The organism is Undibacterium sp. TC9W, assembly GCF_049339865.1.
Taxonomy (GTDB): Bacteria; Pseudomonadota; Gammaproteobacteria; order Burkholderiales; family Burkholderiaceae_D; genus Undibacterium.
In genome coordinates, this window is record NZ_JBMPPJ010000008.1 from 267608 (window position 1) to 289872 (window position 22265).

At 50.4% G+C, this 22265-nt stretch carries 23 protein-coding genes; 9 read left to right on the forward strand and 14 right to left on the reverse strand.

Annotation, left to right across the window (positions count from 1 at the left end; translation table 11 throughout):
- Positions 1-209 precede the first annotated feature (209 nt).
- Both ACO0LN_RS14300 and ACO0LN_RS14305 read left to right on the forward strand, forming a co-directional pair.
- A complete protein-coding gene (locus tag ACO0LN_RS14300; RefSeq protein ID WP_422949299.1) occupies positions 210-467 on the forward strand; it encodes a BTH_I0359 family protein in 258 nt (85 codons plus the stop codon).
- A 318-nt stretch (positions 468-785) separates the two neighbouring features.
- On the forward strand, positions 786-1814 hold the full coding sequence (locus ACO0LN_RS14305) for an adenosine deaminase (RefSeq protein WP_422974824.1): 1029 nt from the start codon (positions 786-788) through the stop codon (positions 1812-1814).
- 40 nt (positions 1815-1854) lie between these two features.
- On the opposite strand, the gene ACO0LN_RS14310 is transcribed toward ACO0LN_RS14305, so the two are convergent.
- Entirely contained in the window at positions 1855-3021 is a 1167-nt protein-coding gene (locus tag ACO0LN_RS14310; RefSeq protein WP_422974826.1) for an NAD(P)/FAD-dependent oxidoreductase, read from the reverse strand.
- Positions 3022-3038: 17 nt separating this feature from the next.
- Positions 3039-4061 carry a GlxA family transcriptional regulator gene (locus ACO0LN_RS14315; RefSeq protein ID WP_422974828.1) on the reverse strand — a complete coding sequence of 341 codons (1023 nt, stop codon included), beginning with the start codon at positions 4059-4061 and terminating at the stop codon, positions 3039-3041.
- 110 nt (positions 4062-4171) lie between these two features.
- Here ACO0LN_RS14315 and ACO0LN_RS14320 point away from each other — a divergent pair, with 110 nt between their 5' ends.
- The 3 genes from ACO0LN_RS14320 to ACO0LN_RS14330 all read left to right on the forward strand — a co-directional run bounded on the left by ACO0LN_RS14320 (position 4172) and on the right by ACO0LN_RS14330 (position 5512).
- A complete protein-coding gene (locus ACO0LN_RS14320) occupies positions 4172-4438 on the forward strand; it encodes a tautomerase family protein (RefSeq protein WP_422974830.1) in 267 nt (88 codons plus the stop codon).
- The gene (locus ACO0LN_RS14325) at positions 4438-4866 is read left to right on the forward strand and encodes an MAPEG family protein (RefSeq protein ID WP_422974832.1); all 429 of its coding nucleotides are present in this window, start codon (positions 4438-4440) and stop codon (positions 4864-4866) included. The genes ACO0LN_RS14320 and ACO0LN_RS14325 overlap by 1 nt, the downstream gene beginning before the upstream one ends.
- Before the next feature lie 64 nt (positions 4867-4930).
- Positions 4931-5512, forward strand: coding sequence for a gamma carbonic anhydrase family protein (locus ACO0LN_RS14330; RefSeq protein WP_422974834.1), 582 nt, complete (start codon positions 4931-4933; stop codon positions 5510-5512).
- A 9-nt stretch (positions 5513-5521) separates the two neighbouring features.
- Here the strand turns inward: ACO0LN_RS14330 and ACO0LN_RS14335 are convergent, their stop codons facing one another.
- Positions 5522-5665 carry a hypothetical protein gene (locus tag ACO0LN_RS14335; protein ID WP_422974836.1) on the reverse strand — a complete coding sequence of 48 codons (144 nt, stop codon included), beginning with the start codon at positions 5663-5665 and terminating at the stop codon, positions 5522-5524.
- Between ACO0LN_RS14335 and ACO0LN_RS14340 the strand changes: the two genes are divergently transcribed.
- Genes ACO0LN_RS14340 through ACO0LN_RS14350 form a run of 3 tightly spaced genes read left to right on the forward strand, consistent with a single transcriptional unit; the run spans position 5664 to position 7772 of the window.
- Positions 5664-6896 carry an HDOD domain-containing protein gene (locus ACO0LN_RS14340; RefSeq protein WP_422974838.1) on the forward strand — a complete coding sequence of 411 codons (1233 nt, stop codon included), beginning with the start codon at positions 5664-5666 and terminating at the stop codon, positions 6894-6896. The genes ACO0LN_RS14335 and ACO0LN_RS14340 overlap by 2 nt on opposite strands.
- Before the next feature lie 49 nt (positions 6897-6945).
- Positions 6946-7482, forward strand: coding sequence for a DUF6985 domain-containing protein (locus tag ACO0LN_RS14345; protein WP_422974840.1), 537 nt, complete (start codon positions 6946-6948; stop codon positions 7480-7482).
- Positions 7482-7772, forward strand: coding sequence for a hypothetical protein (locus ACO0LN_RS14350; protein ID WP_422974842.1), 291 nt, complete (start codon positions 7482-7484; stop codon positions 7770-7772). Before ACO0LN_RS14345 ends, ACO0LN_RS14350 begins: the two co-directional genes overlap by 1 nt.
- Before the next feature lie 10 nt (positions 7773-7782).
- On the opposite strand, the gene ACO0LN_RS14355 is transcribed toward ACO0LN_RS14350, so the two are convergent.
- From ACO0LN_RS14355 to puuE, 10 genes are all read right to left on the reverse strand, one after another.
- On the reverse strand, positions 7783-8973 hold the full coding sequence (locus ACO0LN_RS14355; RefSeq protein WP_422974844.1) for a hybrid sensor histidine kinase/response regulator: 1191 nt from the start codon (positions 8971-8973) through the stop codon (positions 7783-7785).
- Positions 8970-9521: a chemotaxis protein CheB gene (locus tag ACO0LN_RS14360; protein ID WP_422974846.1), complete on the reverse strand. Its 552-nt coding sequence runs from the start codon at positions 9519-9521 to the stop codon at positions 8970-8972. Before ACO0LN_RS14360 ends, ACO0LN_RS14355 begins: the two co-directional genes overlap by 4 nt.
- 41 nt (positions 9522-9562) lie before the next feature.
- Positions 9563-10381, reverse strand: a complete 819-nt coding sequence (locus ACO0LN_RS14365; protein ID WP_422974848.1) for a CheR family methyltransferase — start codon at positions 10379-10381, stop codon at positions 9563-9565.
- Entirely contained in the window at positions 10371-13877 is a 3507-nt protein-coding gene (locus ACO0LN_RS14370) for a response regulator (protein WP_422974850.1), read from the reverse strand. Before ACO0LN_RS14370 ends, ACO0LN_RS14365 begins: the two co-directional genes overlap by 11 nt.
- Before the next feature lie 447 nt (positions 13878-14324).
- The gene (locus tag ACO0LN_RS14375; RefSeq protein WP_422974853.1) at positions 14325-14843 is read right to left on the reverse strand and encodes a NuoB/complex I 20 kDa subunit family protein; all 519 of its coding nucleotides are present in this window, start codon (positions 14841-14843) and stop codon (positions 14325-14327) included.
- A 66-nt stretch (positions 14844-14909) separates the two neighbouring features.
- Positions 14910-15806 (reverse strand): lysostaphin resistance A-like protein, encoded by an 897-nt coding sequence (locus tag ACO0LN_RS14380; protein ID WP_422974855.1) that lies wholly within the window; start codon positions 15804-15806, stop codon positions 14910-14912.
- 134 nt (positions 15807-15940) lie between these two features.
- Complete coding sequence (locus tag ACO0LN_RS14385; protein ID WP_422974857.1) at positions 15941-16384, reverse strand: carboxymuconolactone decarboxylase family protein; 444 nt, start codon at positions 16382-16384, stop codon at positions 15941-15943.
- A gap of 98 nt (positions 16385-16482) precedes the next feature.
- Entirely contained in the window at positions 16483-17403 is a 921-nt protein-coding gene (sigJ, locus tag ACO0LN_RS14390) for an RNA polymerase sigma factor SigJ (protein ID WP_422974859.1), read from the reverse strand.
- 96 nt (positions 17404-17499) lie between these two features.
- A complete protein-coding gene (locus tag ACO0LN_RS14395; RefSeq protein WP_422974904.1) occupies positions 17500-18597 on the reverse strand; it encodes a porin in 1098 nt (365 codons plus the stop codon).
- Between the two features lie 129 nt (positions 18598-18726).
- Positions 18727-19680, reverse strand: coding sequence for an allantoinase PuuE (gene puuE / locus ACO0LN_RS14400; RefSeq protein ID WP_422974861.1), 954 nt, complete (start codon positions 19678-19680; stop codon positions 18727-18729).
- A gap of 351 nt (positions 19681-20031) precedes the next feature.
- Between puuE and ACO0LN_RS14405 the strand changes: the two genes are divergently transcribed.
- Entirely contained in the window at positions 20032-20877 is an 846-nt protein-coding gene (locus ACO0LN_RS14405; RefSeq protein ID WP_422974863.1) for a DUF817 domain-containing protein, read from the forward strand.
- Between the two features lie 317 nt (positions 20878-21194).
- Here the strand turns inward: ACO0LN_RS14405 and ACO0LN_RS14410 are convergent, their stop codons facing one another.
- Positions 21195-21752, reverse strand: coding sequence for a hypothetical protein (locus ACO0LN_RS14410; RefSeq protein ID WP_422974865.1), 558 nt, complete (start codon positions 21750-21752; stop codon positions 21195-21197).
- Positions 21753-22265 lie beyond the last annotated feature (513 nt).

The window sequence follows — 22265 nt, forward strand, 5'->3', positions numbered from 1 at the left end:
CGCTAAAGTCGAGACGTTGCCATGCCGTAATACTTAATAACAGCACAGTAACGCAGTCGCAAGTGTCGTTGAGGAAGCGTAGCGAGCATCACAGACCCAAAATCGTTCGACGCTTAGCTTCATCATCGGCTATTGCTTGAAATTCGCTGTATTTACATCATGTACGGTTAACCCGGAGGCACACCCTCCAGCCAGAAAGGATGCATAAAATGAATATCATTTACAACAGCGATCAATATAGTGTCATCGAATATGGCGCAGATACTGACCACGAAGCCCTGCGCTTTGGGGGCTATGAGATTACCGACAAGGCAGTACGCCGTGAATGGTTTATTGGTGGCCCGCTGGCGATCAATTTCCGCAAGGACGTGACTGAACTCATCGCCAATGAACCCAGCATAGAAGAAATCGATGATTTCCTTGGCCAGTTTGATGGCTATATGGGTCAAAGCGTTTTGCTGCATTAATCTGCACTAATCTGTATTAACAGATATCAGGCACCATCGGCAGACAATGAAAACGACGCGATAATCAATATGGACGATGGATAGGGACGATGGCTGCGGCCGTCGTCTATACTAGCCAACACTAGCCCGTACTACTTTGCGCTTGTTCACCTGCTGGCTGCAAAAATCCCACACCACCAAGCACTGGCCTGTATCAATATGCGGCCATCTATACAGAATATCATCTGGTTTTGATATCCTGAAAAGGGTGCAGTGATATCTTCAGCGTATCATTGCCATATTTTTTATCTGGCATTACCCTTTTTCAGGTTCAAGCTCATGAGTACTCAACTGCACGACTTTATCCGCGGCCTGCCCAAGGCAGAATTGCATTTGCATATAGAAGGTTCGCTGGAACCTGAACTGATGTTTGCCCTTGCGCAAAAAAACGGCGTGCAATTACCCTACACCAGCGTAGAAGAAGTACGCGCAGCCTACGACTTTGCAGACTTGCAGTCTTTTCTCGATCTGTATTATGCCGGTGCTGCCGTGCTGCAAACCGAACAGGATTTTTTTGACCTGACGCATGCCTATATAGAGCGCGCCCTGGCTGACAATGTGCGCCATGTGGAACTGTTCTTTGACCCGCAAACCCATACTGCACGCGGCATACATATTACTACTGTGTTTTCCGGCATCGCCCGCGCCTTGCGCGAAGCGCGCGCCAGACACGGGTTTTCTGGTGCCATGATCTTGTGCTTCCTGCGTCACCTCAGTGAAGAAGATGCCATTGCCACGCTGGAAGCAGCCCTTCCCCTGCGCGATGAATACGCAGACCTGTGGACAGGCGTGGGACTGGATTCTGCCGAAGTCGGCAACCCGCCAGAAAAATTTGCCCACGTGTTCACGATCGCACAAGCCATGGGGTTTCGCCTGGTCGCACATGCCGGTGAAGAAGGCCCGCCAGCCTATATCCATAGCGCCCTGGATGTCTTGCAAGTCGAACGCATAGACCACGGCGTACGCGCAGAAGAAGATCCTGCCCTGATGGCCAGGTTGCAGCAAAGCCGTATGCCGCTGACGGTATGCCCACTATCGAATCTGAAGCTCTGCGTAGTCAAGGATATGCGTGAACACAATCTGGCGCGCATGCTGCGTGCAGGTTTGTGCGTGACCATCAATTCAGATGACCCCGCTTATTTTGGTGGATACATGAATGCGAATTACATCGCCACCGCCGATGCGCTCGAACTGGGCAAGGAAGAATTGGTACAGCTGGCGCGCAATGCCTTTGAAGCCTCGTTTGTCACACCTGAACAAAAGCAGGTCTGGCTCGATGAGCTGGATGCTTATGCTGCAGCTCATTGATCTGAATTAAGCGCTCAAATCACGCTCTTAAATCACGCTCTTAAATCACATTCTTTTCCAGCAGCGGCCTGCCATCAAGTATGCGCTGAGCAGACAAAGGTGATAAATCCAGGCTGCTGTAAGCGCCATCTATCAATAGCTCTGCAATACCGCGCCCAGTAGCGGGTGCGTGTTGCATGCCATGGCCACTAAAGCCATTCGCCAGTATCAGGTTCACCAATTGCGGATGCGCACCGATGACGGCATTCTGGTCAAACACATGGTATTCATAATAACCAGCCCAGGCTCTTTGCATGCGCAGGGCTTCAAAAGCGGGAACGCGATTCGCCATGATTTGCCAGACTGCATCGAACTGTTCATAGTCAGCTTCCAGCGGGGCATCATCAGGATCATCTTCCGGCGGCAAGCCACATATCCAGTGCTGGCCTTCTGGCCGCAACCATAGCCCGGATGGATCTATGATGAGTGGGCAAGCCGGTGTCTGCGCCGGGCTTGATACCACGAACACCGTGCGCTTGCGGCCAACCACAGGCAAATCAAAACCGGTACCGGCCAGTAAAGGCCGCGCCCAGGCACCGGCGGCATTGACGGCAACATCACATTGAACGACAGAACCATCCTGCAAACGTACGCCAGTTACTCTACCCTTCTCATGTTCAAAACCTTGCGCATCCGCCTGCAGATAACTGACACCCAGGCTACGCGCCTTGCGGCGAAATGCCATCAGCAAGGCATAGCCGTCAAACCAGCCTTCACCACTGAGACCTAGCGAACCTAAAGCCAGGTCATCGACGTTCAGCCACGGGAATTTCTGCTGCAGTCCATGTTGATCAAGCAGGGCGACATCAACATTTTCATGCTTTTGTATCTCATGATTTTCACGCAAAGTGGCCGCACCAGCATCGCTGGCAAGATACAGATAACCATGTTCGCTGAGGCCAAGTTCCGGCAACTCGCCATCAACCGCCAGGTGCTGATGCAGGTCGCGCAGGAAGGCGATACCAAATTGCGACATCTGTACATTCAGCGGCGTGCTGAATTGCTGGCGTATCGAACTCGCAGACAGGGCAGATGAAGCGTGGGTATAAGTAGGGTCACGTTCCAGCACCGTGATCCTGCCCTGGAAGCGCGGATGCGCTGCCAGGAAATAAGCCACCGCACTACCTATGACGCCACCACCAACGATCACTATATGTCTGTTATCCATTGTCACCCTTATGCACTCTAGAATCTCAATCCAAACCTGCGCCGGTAATCCTTGGGCGTCACTTGCGCCCATTGTTTGAAGATTTTACTGAAGCTCGACACATCTTCATAACCACAACGTGCCGTTATATCTTCGAGAGACAGGCGCGTGGTTTCCAGCAAGGCCTTGGCACGTTCCACCCTCAATTGTTGCACATAGTGGATGGGGCTGAGTTTCATCGATTCCTGGAAACGCCTGAGCAAAGTACGCTGGCTGACATTACAATAACTGGCAAGGTCAGCCATGGCCCATTGTTGATCCAGGCGCTTGTTCAGCCAGCGCCTCGCGCGCTCTATGACCGCGTGCCCTTGATCCTGCATGATAGCCTTGGCGACATAGGGTGCCTGACTATTTCTATTCGCATCAACGACCAGTATCTTGGCCGTCATCTGCCGCAATTCTTCCCCGGCAAAATGGCCGACCAGCCATAGCGACAAATCAATATACGAAGTCACGCCGCCAGAAGATACCAGTTTGCCATCCACCACGATGAGCTCTTCTGCCTCCAATAAAACCTGCGGAAAATTTTTGCGGAAATAAGCGCTGAGCCACCAGCTCGTCGTGGCACGGCGGCCATCAAGCTTGCCGGTACGCGCCAGCAGACTGGTGCTGGAGCAACTGGAAATCAGCAGGCTTTCTTGCTGCAAGTAAGTTTCCATCAATGCCTGTTCGGGTGCCAGCGCATCGAGCAAGCCATCAAGCTGACTGCTGTCCCTGTGATCCACTCCTGGCACCATGAGGGCATCAAGCTTCTGCGTCTTTATTTGCTGATAGATGTCACGCGCCTGGAAATGCAGGCCACCTACTTCTTGCAAGATATCACCACGGGCGCTGACCCAGAAGGCTTCAAATTGCACAGGCTTGCTACCCGCAGGACGTATGCCTGCCAGGGTATTGGCAATGGTAAATACATCCATGGGCATTACTGCCCCGCTACGCAGGCAGCCGGGATAGACCAGTACGCCTATGCGTATGATTCCTTCATTTGTTGTCATCGTCATGACTTAGCCATTATGTCCATTTAACACCTTTTTTTGTCGATTCAGCCAATGGTAGTACTTTTCTGCAGACAGCACAATGCAGTCTCTTACAAAAAGACAAGGAGTACGACATGCCCTACGTGCAAATCAACACGATTAAAGGAATGCTGAACACGGAGCAGAAACAGCACCTGCTGGAAAAAATTGCCGATGCCCTGGTAGAAATTGAAGGTGGTGGCAACCCGGAGTTCAAGAAGTCAGTCTGGATCAATATCCAGGAAAGCGAAGCCGAGGGCTGGTCCATGAGTGGCTTGCGCCCTTCAAGTCAACAAATCGCACAATTTACGGCCGCCAGGGATGCCCGCGACAACAAGCAAAACGCAGAAGGGGCAGCATGATGAACTATCCCGCACTGTCGAGCTTTGTACTGGCCCTGCTGGCACTGTTCCTGAAAGCCAGCCTGTTGAGCGGCGTACAGGTCATCAGCCGCATACGCAGTCGCCGCTACCTTTTGCCAGAGGACGCTGGTATGTTTGGCCTGCGCTCTGTAGAAGCAGAGGCTGACCTGGTACAGCGCTGCGCCCGCGTCTGGCGCAATGATGTAGAAAATCTGCCACTCTTTCTCGCCCTGGCACTGACTTACACCTTGCTGGGTGGCGGCCTGTCCAGCGCCAACTGGCTGTTTGGCAGCTATGTACTGATACGCTATCTGCACACTATCGTCTATCTGCGTGGCCTGCAACCCTGGCGGGCAATGCTGTATCTGTCTGGCATGGCGGTGTGCTGGATAATCGCTATCAGAATACTTCTGCAAATGCATCTGTAAGGCAGTATGCTGTTGTCTTTGATTGGTTGACTCAGTTTATCTCAGTTTATTTTGGGGGGAGCAAATGGCTTTCATCGGTCCGGATGTCACACTCGACACGCCAGCATATATCCATGACACGGCGCAGCTGTATGGCAAGATCAGTGTGGGGCAAAATGCCTCGATCTGGATGAATGTGGTTGCCAGGTCTGAGCATAAGGAAATCATCATCGGTCCTTATACCAATATCCAGGACTTTGTCATGCTGCATATTGGCGACCAGACCCCGACCATCATAGGCAGCCATTGCTCCATCACCCATCATTGCACCATCCATGGCTGCACCATCGGTGATAACTGCCTGATAGGTATCAATTCCACCATCATGGATGGCTGCGTGATCGGCAATAACTGCATTATTGCGGGGCATACTTTCCTCAAGGAAGGCACTGTCATCCCTGACAATTCCATCGTCATGGGCACACCGGGCAAAGTCGTACGCACGCAAAACAATTATGTGCGCAACCGCCTGAATGCCTATATGTATTACAAGAATGGCCTGGCCTATGCGCAAGGTGAATACCGGGCATGGGCGAGGGAAGAATTTCCCGCAGAAATCATGGCAGAAATTGCCATATTGAATGCCCAGCTTGCCGCTGGGGAATGACAATTTAAGTTAAAAGCGGGCAACTAATTCACGATAGCTGGCGCTTGGGATTGACATGCTTACGGCAAATATACACACTGAAACTTCTGGCACATGATGAACATCTTTAGCATCAACATGCGCTATCTCAGTTTGAACCGAAAGGGCAGCCATGGCGAATACCCTGAGCAAATTCTTCAACCGCCTGTTCGGTGCTGAACAGGCGGCGCCAGTAAGCACCCAGCCCAAACCTGTGCCAGCATCTGCGCCTGTGACTGAGCTCGTGGCAAGCCCCAAGGCAGTTGCCCCAGCAGCCACTGCCCAGCCCGAACCTGTCATTGCAACACCAAAAGCTGAGCCTGCGCTAAATTCCACATTAGCTCCTGCACCGGCACCTGCTCCAGAAGCCGCTACCAGCAAAACTGCCAGTACCACAAAACTAAGCGCCTGGAAACCTGCGCTGCCGATAGAGAGCCTGTTCTTTGACTGGATCATGGGCTATCCCGGTGAAGGCAGCAGCCTCATCGATAATGAACAGCTTGCCCTGCAAGCCCTGTATAAACTGCTGGCATCTGACCTCAATGACGCTGTCATCGTGCCACGCGTACCCAGCGTGATACCCCAGTTACTGAACAGCCTGCGCAGCAAGACTATCTCTACCGGAGAACTGTCAGGCCAGATCGTCAAGGATGTCGTGCTGGTCGGTGAGGTCATCAATACCGTCAATAGTGCCTTGTACAACCCGGCTGACCGCATCAACAGCCTCGAAAAAGCCGTCATGATCTTGGGTGAAGAAGGCTTGCGCCTGGTGATCTCCAAGGTCGCCTTCCGCCCCATCATCAATCTCAATGCAGGCAAATTCACCCGCCGTGCCGCCCCGCATATCTGGGCACAGTCAGAAAAATGCGCAGTTGCCTGCTATACCCTGGCGCGCGACATGGACCCTTTCCACGCCTTTTTGACTGGCTTGATGAAAAATGTTGGCCTCATCATTGCCTTCAGACTGCTGGACCAGGTGTGCGTGCAAGGCAAATTCAAGTATTCTCCTGCCTTCCAGCCCATATTCGCCTCAGTTGCGGCAACCCTGTCTTACCGTGTCGCCCAGCGCTGGGAATTCCCTGCACATGTCATATTGGCCCTGCAGCAGCAAACTGGTGGCAGCAAGGCCATAGAATGGAGCCCGCTCGGTCATTTGCTGCACACGGCTGACCTGATCGCCAAGACCCGCCTACTGGTCAATCACGCCCAGTTGAATAGTGTCGACAAAAAACTTAGGCTGGGCCTGAGTCCGGATGAAATCCATTGTCTTGATCATTTGAATGAAATCCAGTTGTATGACACAACAGGTGTGCAGCAACATCCGGAAGCAGAAGCGCAAACTCAGGCAGGTAGTGTGGGACAATAGTGGTTACGGCAAATATTGCCTGTCTCACTACCACTAAAGAAAACCAACTATGAACATCCCCGGACTTGGCCCAGTAGAAAAAGATGAAGAAAATGGCTGGTACATCAGCCAGCCCGTACTGATACCAGCCTTGCAAGAACAGGAATATGAATTTCTGCTCGAAGGCTATGATGAAGCCGACGATGCCAGCAAGGCAGACTTTCACAATGCCATTGCCAATTTCATCCAGCTTGATCCTGTCGTCCTGAAAAAGGCAGAGGCTGATATTTATGCCTATTATCAGGACACAGCCAACTACCGCAAATCAGAAAAACTCGATGTGGTGCAGATAGCCCAGCCAGCTGATGTCTGGCAGCATATACAGTATGGCTATGAAGCCCTGGTAAGCCAGCGCCCGAATGGCGACAAAACTGTCTATGTTTCAGTGGAATGTGATTGTGACTGGGATGAAGAAAATGGCTTGCAACTGGTTTTCCGCAACGGCACAGAAATCAGCAAGCTCGGCCCTTTTGATGATTACCTCAGCAACGCCGATGCCTTTGGTGAAGCCAGTCTCGATAAGGTGATATATCAAAGCCGGGGCTGATGACGACAATTGAAATCAAGCTCACAATTGATATCAAAGGCTGGGCTGATTTTGCCGAAGCCGATATGCTGTCCCAGTTGATCTGGGATGGCTTATCGGAAGCGGATGGCGCATGGCATTGCATGAATTTCACCAGTGATATGTCGATCTGGGAATCCACGCAAGATTCCAGCACCATCACCTTGATTTACAAGAATGACCACTTGACACAATTGCTGGTGACACCTGGCATTGCTTACGGCTCTCTGTCACCCCTGATACAAAAATTCCAGATCACTACAAGCTCATAAATATTGAGTTTCAAGTTTCTGTCAAAGGCAATACGACAGTGAAGGTAGAACCTTCATCGACCACGCTTTCGACCCTGACAAATCCGCCATGTGATTCTGCCAGTTGTCGGGTGATATACAAGCCCAGGCCCAGGCCGCCAGAGGAATCAGAATTCAGTGCACGCTCAAATGGCGCAAAAATACGTTGCAGATTTTCATCAGAGATACCTATGCCTCTGTCCTGCACGCGGATATGCACGCTATCGGCTTTCACCACGCCAGACACGGTAATCGGTTTTTTTGCGCCATAGCGTAAGGCATTGGTCAGCAGGTTAATCAGCATTTGCTCTATGCGGAACTGGTCCCACATACCGGTCACAGGTTCTATAGCTTCCAGCTCTATGTGACTGCCACTCGACACTGCCTGGGCACTCAGGTCATTGACCACCCGTTGCAGCAAACTGGCCAGCTCGGTAGGTTGACGGCGTATGGATAACTGGCCGCTCCTGATGCGCGAGACATCCAGCATGTCATCAATCAGACGTACCATGCTCTCAATCTGGCGGCGGTCACGCTCCACCATCTTGCGCATGTTAGTCTCATTAAAAAACTCAGTGTTGTTGCGGTCCAGTTGCAGTGTGCGCAACTGCGACTCCAGAAACAGGGTATTCAAAGGCGTGCGTAATTCATGTGCGACCATGGACATGAAATCATCGCGCATGCGCACAGCGCGCTGTAATTCTTCCTGTGCGAAATGCAGGTCTTTCAGCAAGGCTTCCTGCTGTGCCCGGCTGATTTCCAGCGCCAGCACTTGCCTGCGGCTTTCATTACGTTGCTGATATAGGGCAACGAATACATTTACCTTGCTTTGCACTGCATGAATGTCCAGAGGCTTATGTAAAAAATCTACGGCACCTGTCTCATAACCCTTGAAGGCATAATTGAGTTCCTTGCCCGCTGCACTGACGAAAACGATGGGAATATGCCGCGTTTTTTCTGTACTTCGCATCATCTCGGCCAGTTCAAAGCCATTCATGTCCGGCATTTGCACATCCAGTATGGCCATGGCAAATTCATGCTCCAGCAATAATGCCAAAGCCTGGTCACCCGATGAAGCCTGGAAAATCTGGCGTCCTTCATAGCGGATAATCGCCTCCAGCGCCTGCAGGTTTTCTGGTTTGTCATCAACGATCAAAAGTTTTGTTATGGTGTTCGTGTTCATACCGTGGTTTTCAATCTCAATAACAACTGATGAATCTCATGCAAGGGCAGTATCAAATCAGGCTGCATTTGCGCTAGGGCGGCATTCGGCATGGTGGCAACTTGCGCCTCGCCAGGGTCCTGGACTACCGTTAATCCCCCATGATTTGCAATGCAACTCAAGCCGTAAGCCCCATCCTGATTTGCACCTGTCAGCAATATACCCACCAGGTGCCTGCCATACACATGGGCAGCAGACTCCATCAGGATATCAATCGAAGGGCGCGAAAAAAATACCGGCGCTTCACAACTCAAGGAAAAACTGTAATCTGCTTCTATCGACAAATGATACCCGGCGCCGGCAAAATAGATCGTGCCAGCGCTGATGATATCCTTATCGCGTGCCTCACGGACTGGCAATTTTACAAAATGCGCGAACAGTTCAACCAATTTGCTTTCGTGGTTCTCCGGCAAATGCAGCAAGACAATAATAGGTAAGCCATAATCAGCTGGCAAACCCGTCAATATGTCTTGCAATGCACTGATGCCCCCAGCCGAGGCCCCGATCACGATTGTTTTTTTTATGTCTGCACCGGGCATGGTCGCGCCAGTCAAATCTTGCGGAACAAACGGTCTTGCTTCGACAATGCCGTGAACTTGTCTGCATAGGCAGAAAAATCCAGGCTTTCTTTACTGCCCAATGTCAGGAAACCTTTATGACAAAGCGACTCATGGAACAAACCCAGTGCCCGGTTTTGCAAGCCCTTGTTGAAATAGATCAGGACATTGCGACAGCACACCAGATGCGTTTCTGAAAACACACTGTCGGTTGCCAGACTATGATCGGCAAAAGTAATATTCTCTGTCAGGCTACGGTCAAACATCGCAGTGTCATAGGCCGCTGTATAGTAATCAGACAGATTATGCTGACCACCAGACTTCAAATAATTGCTGGCATAGGCCTCTATTTTTTCCAGCGGATAAATACCTTTTTTGGCTGTCTCCAGTGATTGCGGGTTGATATCTGTCGCATAAATCAGCGTACGCTCCAGCAAGCCTTCTTCACGCAGCATGATGGCCATGGAATACACTTCTTCACCTGTGCTGCATCCTGCAATCCAGATTTTGAGAGAAGGGTAGGTTTTCAAAAAAGGCACAATCTGTTCGCGCAATCCATAGAAATAAGTCGGGTCGCGAAACATCGATGAAACAGGTATCGTCAGAAACTGTAGTAATTGCGAAAACACTTTTGGGTCATGCAAGACTTTTTCCTGCAATGCAGAAATAGTCGCACATCCGAGTTGGCGAATGGCGTGCGACACCCTGCGCCTTTGGGAAGAACCGGCGTAGTCACGAAAGTCATAGCTGTACTTGAGATAGATAGCTTCCATCAACAAGCGTAGCTCTATGTCATTAATACTAATCGGCATGGCGCTCCAGGTGTGGCATCCAAATACGTAACAGGGCATACAGGCGGTCAAGATCGATAGGCTTGGCCAGGTAGTCAGTCGCACCTGCCTGCATGCATTGTTCCTGATCGTCTTTCATGGCTTTCGCTGTCACCGCTATGATGGGCAATTTCTGGAAGCGCACGTCCTGCCGTATGCGGCGGGTTGCTTCCAGCCCATCCATGCCCGGCATCATGACATCCATCAGTATCAGGTCAATATCAGGCACTTCATCGAGTTTGGAGATGGCTTCAAAGCCGTTGCGGCCTATCTGCACATTCACGCCCTTTTGCTCAAGTGCACTGGTCAGGGCAAAAATATTCCGGACATCATCATCGACCAGCAAAATCTTGCGACCTTCAAAGATACGGTCACGGCTACGCACCTCTTTCAACATAGTCTGTGCCTGCGATGGCAATTGTGATTCCACCTTGTGCAGGAACAGGGTCACTTCATCAAGCAGGCGCTCTGGTGAACGCGCGCCCTTCAAAATGATGGAGCGCGAGTACTTCATCAGATCAGCTTCTTCAGCCTGCGTCAGATTCCTGCCGGTGTAAACAATCACGGGCGGGAAGGACGGGATATTTTCCAGCGTCATACGCTGCAATAACTCATGTCCCTGGATGTCAGGCAATTTGAGATCAATGATCATGCAATCGAATACTGTAGTGCGCAATAACTGCAAAGCCTGCTCACCAAGTTCTACTGCAGTGATTTCAACATTCAGGTCACCCAGCAACTGGATGACGCTGTCCCTTTGCCTCTCATCATCTTCGACCACCAGGATACGCTTGATTTCCTGGGTAAATTTCTCTTCCAGTTTTTGGAAGACATTTTTCAACTGCTCGCGTGTCACCGGCTTGTTGGCATAACCTATCGCACCCAGATGCATGGCGGCATCACTGCGCTCCATACCCGATACCATATGGATAGGGATGTGACGGGTCCGTGAATCTTCTTTCAATTGCTGCAAAACTGTCAGGCCAGAACGGTCAGGCAGGCGGATATCCAACAGAATGGCATCTGGCAAGAACTGACGTGTCAGTTCCAGCCCTTCTTGCGCGCTTTGTGCAACCAGACAATTGAATTGCATTTCATGCGCCAGCTCATACAGTATGCCAGCGAATGTCAGCTCATCTTCGATAACCAGGATGGTGCGGTTACGGGTAGAAAGATTAGCCCTGTCGTCCGGGAATTCTACAGTCGCGATCGCAATCACAGTTGTGGGCTCAGGTGCACTCGCAGTTGCAGAAGACTGCCGGGCGGCGGGAAGCTGCGCTGCTGTCACTGCAGAAGCAGGCTGTTGCACAGTTTGATGCTCTGTCACTGCCGGAGCCTGCCATTGCTCTGGCAGCGTCAGGGTAAATGTACTGCCCTTGCCTATCGTACTGCAAACCCGGATACTGCCACCCAACAAATTGCTGAGGTCACGTGAAATCGACAAACCCAGGCCAGTGCCACCATAACGGCGGTTAATCGTGCCATCTGCCTGCTGAAATGCCTCAAATATCGTTTCATGCTGGTCTGCTGCTATGCCTATGCCAGAATCAGAAACAGCAAAACTGATCATGTGATTCTGATCAGCAGCAATACGCAAAGTTACGGTCCCGGTTTCGGTGAACTTGATGGCATTTGATAACAAGTTCTTTAATATCTGATCTACCCGTGCAGGGTCAGAGACGATCAAGTCTGGCGCACCAGGCTCGATTTCTACTGCGAATGTCAGTTTCTTCTGGTTTGCCAGAGGCTGGAAAGTCCTGCTTAATTCTTCTGCCATTCTGCGCAAGACTATCTGTTGCGGACTCAGTTCCAGCTTGCCGGCTTCTACCTTGGAAATATCGAGAATGTCATTGATCAGGTTCAGCAAGTCATTGCCGGCAGAATAAATGGTCTGGGCAAACTTGATCTGTTCATCATCCAGATTACCCTTTTTATTATCCGACAGCAGCTTCGCCAGTATCAACGAGCTATTCAGAGGCGTGCGCAATTCATGCGACATATTTGCCAAGAACTCTGATTTGTACTTGCTCGCTCTTTGCAGATCCTGGGCATTTTTTTCCAGTTCTACTTGCGCCGTATTCAGCGCTGCATTTTTACGGTCAAGTATACCCGTCTGCTCCGTCAGTTGATCATTGATTTGCTCAAGCTCAGCTTTTTGATTTTCCAGATTTGCTTGTGATTCTTCCAGTACCCTTGACTGCTCTTCCAGCTCTTCATTGGCGGTACGCAGTTCTTCCTGCTGCACCTGCAGTTCTTCATTCAATTGCTGGGTTTCTGCCAGCACATCCTGCAATTGCTGGCGGTACAGCGCTGCACCGATGGAGGTACCGATATTATCTGCAAGCAGTTTGAGCAAGTCGAGATCACGCTCCTGCACAGAGTCCATGAAACCCAGTTCCACGACACCATTGACTATGCCTTCATTGGAGAAAGGTAATAGCACGACCATTTTTGGTTTGCTATTACCCAGGCCGGAGGCGACTTTCAGGTAGTTATCCGGCACATCATGTAAGCTCAGCAAGCGGTTTTCCCTGGCTGCCTGCCCGACCAGTCCTTCACCCAAAAGAAATGAACTCCCCAGGCTTTCGTCATTGGCAAAGCCATAAGACGCAACCCTTTGCAAGACATTGCTGCCTTCACGTACGTAAAAAGCAGCAACACTGACATTCAAATATTTTGCCAAAAATTCCAGTACGCGGGTGCCCACAACCTGGGCTGCCAGCTGGCCTATGACCTGCTCCGTCAGTTCAGTCTGACCAGACTTCAACCATGCCTGTTGCTGCAATACCTGTGCATGATCTGCATGTTTTTTGAGTGCATTGCCATAGGAAGTCGAGAGTCCCAGCAAATCACGCCTGCCCAGCATAGCAAGCAAACCTGCGAGTATCAATGAAATCGTCAGATAGATACCAATGATCATCGTGATGGTTTGTTTGGAGGCGTTATTACGCTCCCATAGCAAATTTCTTTCCATCGCAATGGCATCATCGAATTCATTGCGTATCTGGGTAAACAAGGCCCTGCCACGTCCTGCCCCAATGGCGGCCAGATAGTCTTGCTTGTTGCGCTTCATATCTATGATGCCCAGCGAATATTTTTCCCATTCAGCTTCCAGGCTTTGTATGCGCTTGAAACGCTCAGCCTGCACAGGATTATCGCTGACCATGTCTGCCAGGCTGCGCAGGCGGTTGGCTATTTGCGATTTATCGACATCATATGTGGCCAGTACACTTTCTTCGCCAGTCACCAGATACCCACGCATGCCACTCTGCAAATTGATAGAGTATTGCGATGCTTCATTGATGTTGGCGATGACCTGTACGGTATGCTCCACCCATTTCAGCGCGGACAATAAATAGAAAATCATACCGACAAAGATGGCTGCGCTAATCACGCCAACCACCAGCGGGAGTGAAATATTGCGGAAAAGGATACGCTTGAAATCGTCCTGGTCAGTTTGGAAGACTGGCGTGATCATGCTTTTTCCTGCCTTTGCATATGGAAGAAGTTGACTGAATAGGGCCTGGTACTGGGTCTTTGGATACTCATACGTTTTCCGGTTCGTTCTGATCGCAGTGTTGATTCAGCATCCCTGGATACGGTAACCAGGCAAACACCGTATCCCTGTCTGGCAATTTATGCACAGCAGGGGAATGTCAAAATTCTTTAATTTTTGATTATATAGTTTTTACAATCAGAATCCCATTCAGCAGAAATCAATGAGAAATTGCAGATTGTAATAAATCCATGCAGGTTCTTGTGTGCGATAGTTCGCATAGCGCATACCGCATACCGCATACCGCATCATGCAGCTTGTCTGGGAAATAGGTGCGGGGATTTGTACGGGGGAATTGCAGGGAAATGCATTTTGATGGGGCAAAAGAAGCATGCCCCCATATTTGCACAAGCAGGAAATGGCTAGTAGCTAGCGCTCTATCATGGTTTTGCTGCGTATCTTGCGCTGTAATTGTATGATCCCGTAAATCAGTGCCTCTGCAGTCGGTGGGCAGCCAGGGATATACACATCCACAGGTACGATACGGTCACAACCACGCACCACTGAATATGAGTAGTGATAATAGCCCCCACCATTCGCGCATGAACCCATGGAAATGACATAGCGCGGCTCTGCCATCTGGTCATAGATGCGGCGCAGGGCGGGTGCCATCTTGTTGGTCAGTGTACCGGCCACGATCATCAAGTCTGCCTGCCTGGGGCTGGCACGCGGTATCATGCCAAATCGCTCCATGTCATAGCGTGATGCGGCTGCCTGTATCATTTCCACGGCACAGCAGGCCAGGCCAAAAGTCAGGTACCACAGGCTATTGGTTTGTATCAGTTTAGTGACGTCGTCCAGACGCGTCAGCAGAACATTATCTTCTCTAATGACTTCCAGCTCTTCCATCATGACTCCCGCTATTGGCAACAGGGGCAGTCTAGCCATGACAATTGATTCATACTTGTACCAGTGCGACGGATTTGTACCGACACGTCATGGCCTGTAAAAAAATCAAGCCAACTTCGGATAGGTGAATAAAACAAAGTGACACAGATTAAAGGCCACATGCGTGAGTATCACCCACTCCAGCCTACGGGTCTGGTGGTAGATGAGGGCATAGCCCAGCCCTGCCACTGTCGCCAGGGCAGCATACTGCGTGCCGCCGCCAAGGTGTGCCAGGCCAAACAAGATTGCTGACAGCGCGATCGCCATATAGCCATAGGCTGGCTTGTTACCCAGACGGTAGATGGCTTCCTGGATCAGCCCACGGAAAAAAGCTTCTTCTGCGACGCAAGTCAAAAACAGATTCACGGCAAAAAAGAGCAAAGTCGCTTCCGGCAATTTGGGAAGAAAGCGGAAGAAATGTGTCGCCAGACCCAGCAAGATCAAGACTGCAATAGTCAGCAGAGCTGGCAAGGCAATGCGCTTGCCATCGGCCAGGAATTGCTTCCAGTTGCTGACACGCGAACAAAAAAGGCTGAGCATCAGATAACCCGCCATGCCCTTGTCGAAATTGGCATACAGGGTAAAAGGGATGGCATCGTCACTGAACCTGACTTTGTCCAGCAACAGGATATTGTGAAAGCCGGGCACTTTGTGCATCGCCAGTAGCAGCGCTACCAGCAGTGCCAACACACCGGAGACTACGCGCAAGGCAAGTGGAAAAGTATTCCGGACGCTCGCCCATAGCAAGAGTGCCAGCACCAGCAATACTAGCACTGCCACGGGTGCAATGAGACCGCTGATCAAAGCCAGTATTCCTGCCATTGCAGCGAGCAGGTGTCCAGGTACCAGGTTTTTGACAGGCCCGGCCAAAACTATTGCAGGTAACCAGGCTGCCGCGATGGCCGCATACAAGAATAGGTAGGGAAGTATCTGGAGGAATGGCAACTCAGGCACAGTCATCATGGGGAATTATCCTGTCAGGCAGTTGTTCAGGTCGTACAAGACCGCCAAGGATAAATAACTTTATAAAAATGTCAATATTTATCCCTGGCCTTATATCTAGAACTCATCTCGCCAGACAACGACACCACGACACTTCAACGCACGCTGAAACTTTTCCCACAAGCTATCGCCACCCTGTTCCAGGCATTCATGAGACCAATAACAAATGCCAGGTCTACCAGTTCTTTTTCAGTAAAGTGCTTAGGCAATTCCTGTTGCAGCGCTTCATCGACATGCTTGCCTGCGATGCCTGTCAGTGCTTCGCTCCAGGCCAGTACAACTCTTTCCTTTTCACTGAAACAAGGTGCTTCGCGCCAGCATACCAGGCTGTTGAGGCGCTGGAAATTGTCGCCATGTTCGAGCAAATCATGCGCATGTTTATCGACACAAAAGGCACAGCCATTGATTTGCGATACCCGCAAGAACACCAGATCAATAAGGGATTTGCCAAGACTGCTGGCATCCAGCACCGTGTTGACGCCAGCAAGGGCTTGATAAGCAGCAGGCGCCAGGCCAGGGAAATTGAGTTTGAGTGTCATGATAATTCTCCAGTTTTTGAATGAGTCAGCGAAATTGCTTTCTTCATCTATAAGACGCTGGAGAAAATCGGTTTGTGACAGACGGCTTGAATAATTTCTTAAATATTTTGCGATGGCAAAGTCATGCCCTGATAAGCCTGCAATTTATCCGGATTACGTATGGTGTACAGATCAAGGATTTTTTCACCATCGCTGACGATGGAGATAGTCGCATCGAGTTTGCCATCGATAAAGCGTAGCAAACCGGGCTCGCCATTGATACTGACTTCAACAAACTGCATGCGTTGCGGGTAAGTTCTGGCGACAACATGGTAGAGGCGCGCTATGCGGGCTGCGCCATGCAGGATGCGGTTAACAGAAGCGACCTTGCCGCCGCCATCCCCTATCATTTGCGCATCGTCGGCAAACAAGGCACTGAGTTCTTTTAAATTACCGCTTTGTGCCGCCAGACTAAAGCGTTGCAGCAATTGCCTGTGATGATCACGGCTGACCGCAAAGCGCGGTTTTTCTTGCAACACCCTTTCTTTTGCACGGTGTACCAGTTGGCGGCAGGCTGCTGCTGTCTTATTGAGCATGCCTGCCACTTCCGGGTAATCGACGTCGAATACCTGGTGCAAAAGAAATGCCACACGTTCTTCTGCCGATAGTCGTTCCAGCATCGTCAAAAATGCCAGCGAGACATCACTGCTGAATTCTGCCATTAGCTCTGGCGTCTGCTCATCGACTTCTATCACAGGCTCCGGCAACCACGGGCCGGTATAGTTTTCGCGCTCGCGCTTGAGAACACGTAGCCTATCGACGCAAAGACGGCTGATTACAGTGACCAGCCAGGCCTGGGGTTCGCGGATTTGCAATAACTCTTCATCGCTGAGCGCATGCCAGCGCAGATAAGTGTTTTGCACCAGGTCTTCAGCCTCGGCCCGGGACGCCAGCATGCGGTAGGCAATGCCAAACAAACGAGGTCTGTGGTCAGTAAAGCTTTGCAGGCGATTCATCATGGTGGCGTCCGGTAGGTTCATGATGATAAGACGAATCAGCCTAACCGTTTGTGACAGCGGTTAGAAAAAAAAACCGCAAATCTCTCAATATGCGGTTTTTTCCCTGGCTTAAGCAAGTCAGAATCTGTGACGTATGCCAGCAATAACACTGGTGGCGCGATCAGCCGTACTGATCTTGTCACTCATCAGCACTGCATAGACGTCGGTACGCTTGGACAGGTTGTAGTCATAACCAGCCGACAGGGTATCGCGCTTGTATTCCGTGCTGGCGGTCAGCGTGCCATTGCGTTTGGTGTTTGCATAAGCCAGCAGGATGTCGCCACCACCTGCAGGGATCTTGGTACCCAGGCTATAAATCTTGTCATCCATCTGCTTGCCAGCGGCATTGTCGTTTTTGCTGGAAGTATAAGTCGCATACAGCTTGGCGGCTGTCAGGTCATAACTGGCACCGACGAAGTAAGCGGTCTGGTTATTGATGGAGGCAAAATTCACAGGTGCGGATGTGGCATCAACAATCGCTGAACCACCGAGAGGGTTCGACACCTGCACTTTTTGATAGAAGGCGCTCAGCGCCAGCGGGCCATTGAAGTAAAGGGCATTCAGGCCTATGTTGCGCGTGCCTGTGTCACCGGCTTTTTCACCAAACTGATAGTGCATGTTGGCACTGAAGCCGGAGAAATTTGGGGTGCTATAAATGATTTCATTGCTCCAGCCAGAATCACCGGCGGCAGAATTGGCCCAGGTGCGGGACGCAAAGCCACCAGATGGTACATACCAGTGCAGCACCAGAGGAGAAACATCAAAGGAATCACCAAAGGGATTGAAAATCACGACAGGCAAGAAGCTCGGTGCCAGGTCACGCCCCAGCGAGACACGGCCAAAGCTGCCAGACAGGGCGACATTGGCATCACGAGAAAACAGGGTATCGCCACCAAAGCGGCCAGACTCCCCGGTATCAGGGCGCAAGAAGGCCGTAAGCGCAAATTCTGCCTTAAGGCCACCACCGAGGTCTTCTACCCCTTTGAAACCAAACCAGGACGTGGTCATGCCGCCGGGTGTGATGGCTGCCGTGCTGGCCTTGTCACCACTCATTTTGACCGAGCCTACCGACAAATCTACCAGGCCTTGCACGGTGACGCTGGATTGCGCCAGCGCACTGCCTGCACACAAACAAGACGCGACTGCAAAAGCCGGAGCCATGAATTTCATCTGCATTTTCATCTTTTTTTCCTTCTCACAGGTTTAACAACGATTTTTTCAGCGTGGTGGCAAATCAAACTTTGTCAGCTCAATCAAATTCAGGCAGGGTTTGGATGCACCCAACCTGGTCAGCAGACGCTGCATTTATTTAACAACATAGGGATGTACTTGTTTCCAGTGTTCAGCGATATCGATGCGGCGGCATACCCAGACCTTGTCATGCGATTGCACATAATCCAGAAAGCGCTGGAAGGCGCGGAAGCGACCAGGACGCCCCAGCAAGCGGCAATGCATGCCTATGGATAGCATTTTTGGTGCATTGTCGCCCGCAGGATCACCTTCGGCATACAAGAGGTCAAAACTGTCTTTGAGGTAATCATAGAAATGCTCACCCGTATTAAAACCCTGGGGCGTGGCGAAGCGCATGTCATTGCTGTCCAGGGTGTAGGGCACGACCAGGTGAGGATGCTGCTGACCATCACTGGTCGTCACTTGCGTCCAGAACGGCAGGTCATCGCCATAGTAATCAGCATCATAGGCAAAGCCGCCATGCTCAACGACGAGCTTGCGAGTATTCGGTGAATCGCGCCCGGTGTACCAGCCCAGCGGCGCTTTGCCAGTCAGCTCGCGCATGATTTGCACGGCCTGCTGCATGTGTTCACGCTCCAAGGACTCCTCCATACTCTGGTAATGTATCCAGCGCAGGCCATGGCAGGCGATTTCATGGCCAAGTTCGCCAAAAGCCTGAGTCAATTCTGGATGGCGCTGCAGGGCCATGGCGACACCAAACACGGTCAGCGGCAACTGGCGTTTTTCAAATTCACGCAAGATGCGCCAGACACCGGCGCGGGAACCATATTCATAGATAGATTCCATCGACATATGGCGCGCTTCATAAGCTGCTGCACCAACGATCTCGGATAAAAACTGCTCGGACGCACGGTCACCATGCAGCACACAGTTTTCGCCACCCTCTTCATAGTTCAGGACAAATTGCAGGGCTATCCTGGCCTGGCCTGGCCATTGCGCATGCGGGACATGGCGGCCATAGCCTATGAGGTCGCGAGGGTAGTCACTAAATTGCGCGGACTGCGTCATACTTTTATTCTCCGGATGCATAATACTCGGGCAAGTGGATGCCCATTATTCTGGTTCAACGCTGAAACTGATTTAAGGAATGCAAGTGACGTGCCATCTTTGCATTTGCACTAAATCATTTTTCAAATTCGCTTACGATTGTCAGCAATTTTTCAAGCTTAGATATACTGCTTTTAGTATATGTTCTATTACGCATCAATTAAACAACATAGTCTTTTTCGCAACAAGCAATAAGTGTTCAGATAGGTGCGCAAATAAGTGCTCATTAAATGCTGTGTAAGTGCCCTGTAACAAAGGCAAGCATCTCATCTTCGTGACGACATGCGCAGCAGGCTTGTTACAATACAGCCCATGCGCCTGCAATCCATAGACCAATTTCTTATCGAACCTCCCCGGCCTGAAAACCTGGCGGGTTTCCGTCGTTTTTTACTGGAATTCTGGTATTTCGGTATCAAGGAGGCGCGTTCCTGCCTGTTTGTCGGCCTGTTCTTTGCTTCGATATTGATCGTGCCAAAAGCTGGCCTGTTTGGCTTGCCGCGTTACGATGTGCTGTTTGTGATTGCCTTGCTGATACAGGGCGGCATGGTCTGGAGCAAGCTGGAAACAGTCGATGAACTCAAGGCCGTAACCCTGTTCCACATGGTAGGTTTTGCGCTGGAAGTGTTCAAGGTATCGGGCCAGATACAGAGCTGGGCTTATCCTGAATTTGGTTATACCAAGCTATGGGGTGTGCCGCTGTTCAGTGGTTTCATGTATGCCAGCATAGGTAGCTACATCATCCAGGCCTGGCGCCTGTTTGATTTACGCATACGCCATCATCCGCCTTACTGGATGGCTGGCCTGATAGGCATACTGATTTACCTGAATTTTTTCACTCACCACTATATCGGCGACTATCGCTGGTATCTGGCGGCCTGCGCGCTGGGCTTGTATGCGCGTTCATCGGTGGTATTCCGACCGCTGGACCGTGACCGCAGCATGCCTTTGCTGCTTTCCTTTGTGCTGATCGGTTTCTTTATCTGGCTGGCAGAAAATATGGGCACCTTCTTTGGTATCTGGCGCTACCCCAATCAACTGGGTGCCTGGTCAACCGTGCATGTGGGCAAATGGAGTTCATGGTCTTTGCTGGTCATCATGACGTTTACCATTGTTGCCCATCTCAAGCATATCAAGCGACATATTCATATCGCTGAATAAATCACCAAGCTGATTTCTAAAATTTCCAGGCAAAAAAATAGCCCGCTATTAGCGGGCTTAAATCCAAACCTTAGGAGGTGTTGGAGGAGACAGGTGTTACTTTAATGCGGTGCAGCATATCTGTATGCTTTATTATCCATATATCTGGTATACATATTTTGAATATCTCTGCAACAACAAATACCACTGAATTTTTCTCTTAGGCAAACAAAGCCATAGCATAGATACCAGTTATGTTTTATCCATCTCTAGAGTGAATACTCAAACTGACATTCTGTGTGTAAAACAGCTCAGACAGATCCAGCATTTGGCTGTTATCAATGTGGCTTCAATGCTGATTTGTTGCGACGAGGCATAGTCCTGAACAGCAGAACTTGCCCGCGCTCTCGACAAGCCTGGATGATATTGTCGGCCCAGGCTCTGGTGACAAGATAGTTACTGCCACTCATCTCTGCTTCGGTGGCAACAACACCGGTTTTTAAATCTACCCTGGCTTTATGATGCAGCCACGATAAGCCTTCTTCTTCCACTGCTTGCGTAAAGAAATTCATGAGGAGGATGGACTGATCCTCTTTCCAATACGCATACAAAGTATTCTCACCACTCTCGGTTTTGATGCTCGCGATATAAATATGCTGAGGCTTGGCTTTTGCATTGCCCGCATAGTGGCTGACAAACTGTTGCAATGCCGCGCGCATTTCCCTGGTCACTAGTACTGCTTGTGAAATTGTTGCTTGTGAAACTGCTACCTGCTCAGATTTGTCTGGCTGCGCCGCCTCTGCAAACAAGTAATGAGCAGACAGCATCATACAAATGAGGGTGCGGGAGATGAGTTGGCGTTGCAAGAGCATGAAGTTCTGAAAGGGAATTGACATGACAGTGATCATATCATTCTAACAAATCAATACCCTGACCATACAAGGCGAGGGCAGATAGTTCACCAGTTGCGCAAAGAAGGATGGAAAAAAGGCGAAAAAAAAACCCGCAAAGTTTGCGGGTTTAAATCCAAACCTTAGGAGGTGTTGGAGGAGACAGGTGTAACTATATCGCAGCGCAGCAAATTTACCAAGATCTATTTATGCATATCAATCATTCACAAAACACATATCAGGGCGCTTAGAATATTTCTGCATAGAATTACAATATTCGTGGAATTTAAATGCTGTAGAGGGAAGAAATTAAAAAGGCAAAAAAAAAACCCGCGACCTTGCGGTTGCGGGTTAAATCCAAACCTTAGGAGGTGTTGGAGGAGACAGGTACTACTTTATCGCACCGCAGCAAATAAGTCTTCTTTATTTTTGACATAATCGTTATCACTGTTTCAGATATCTCTCGCCTTATCCATGGTTTTTCGCACATGTCTGCCTGACTGTAGCCTGAGTTTGGCA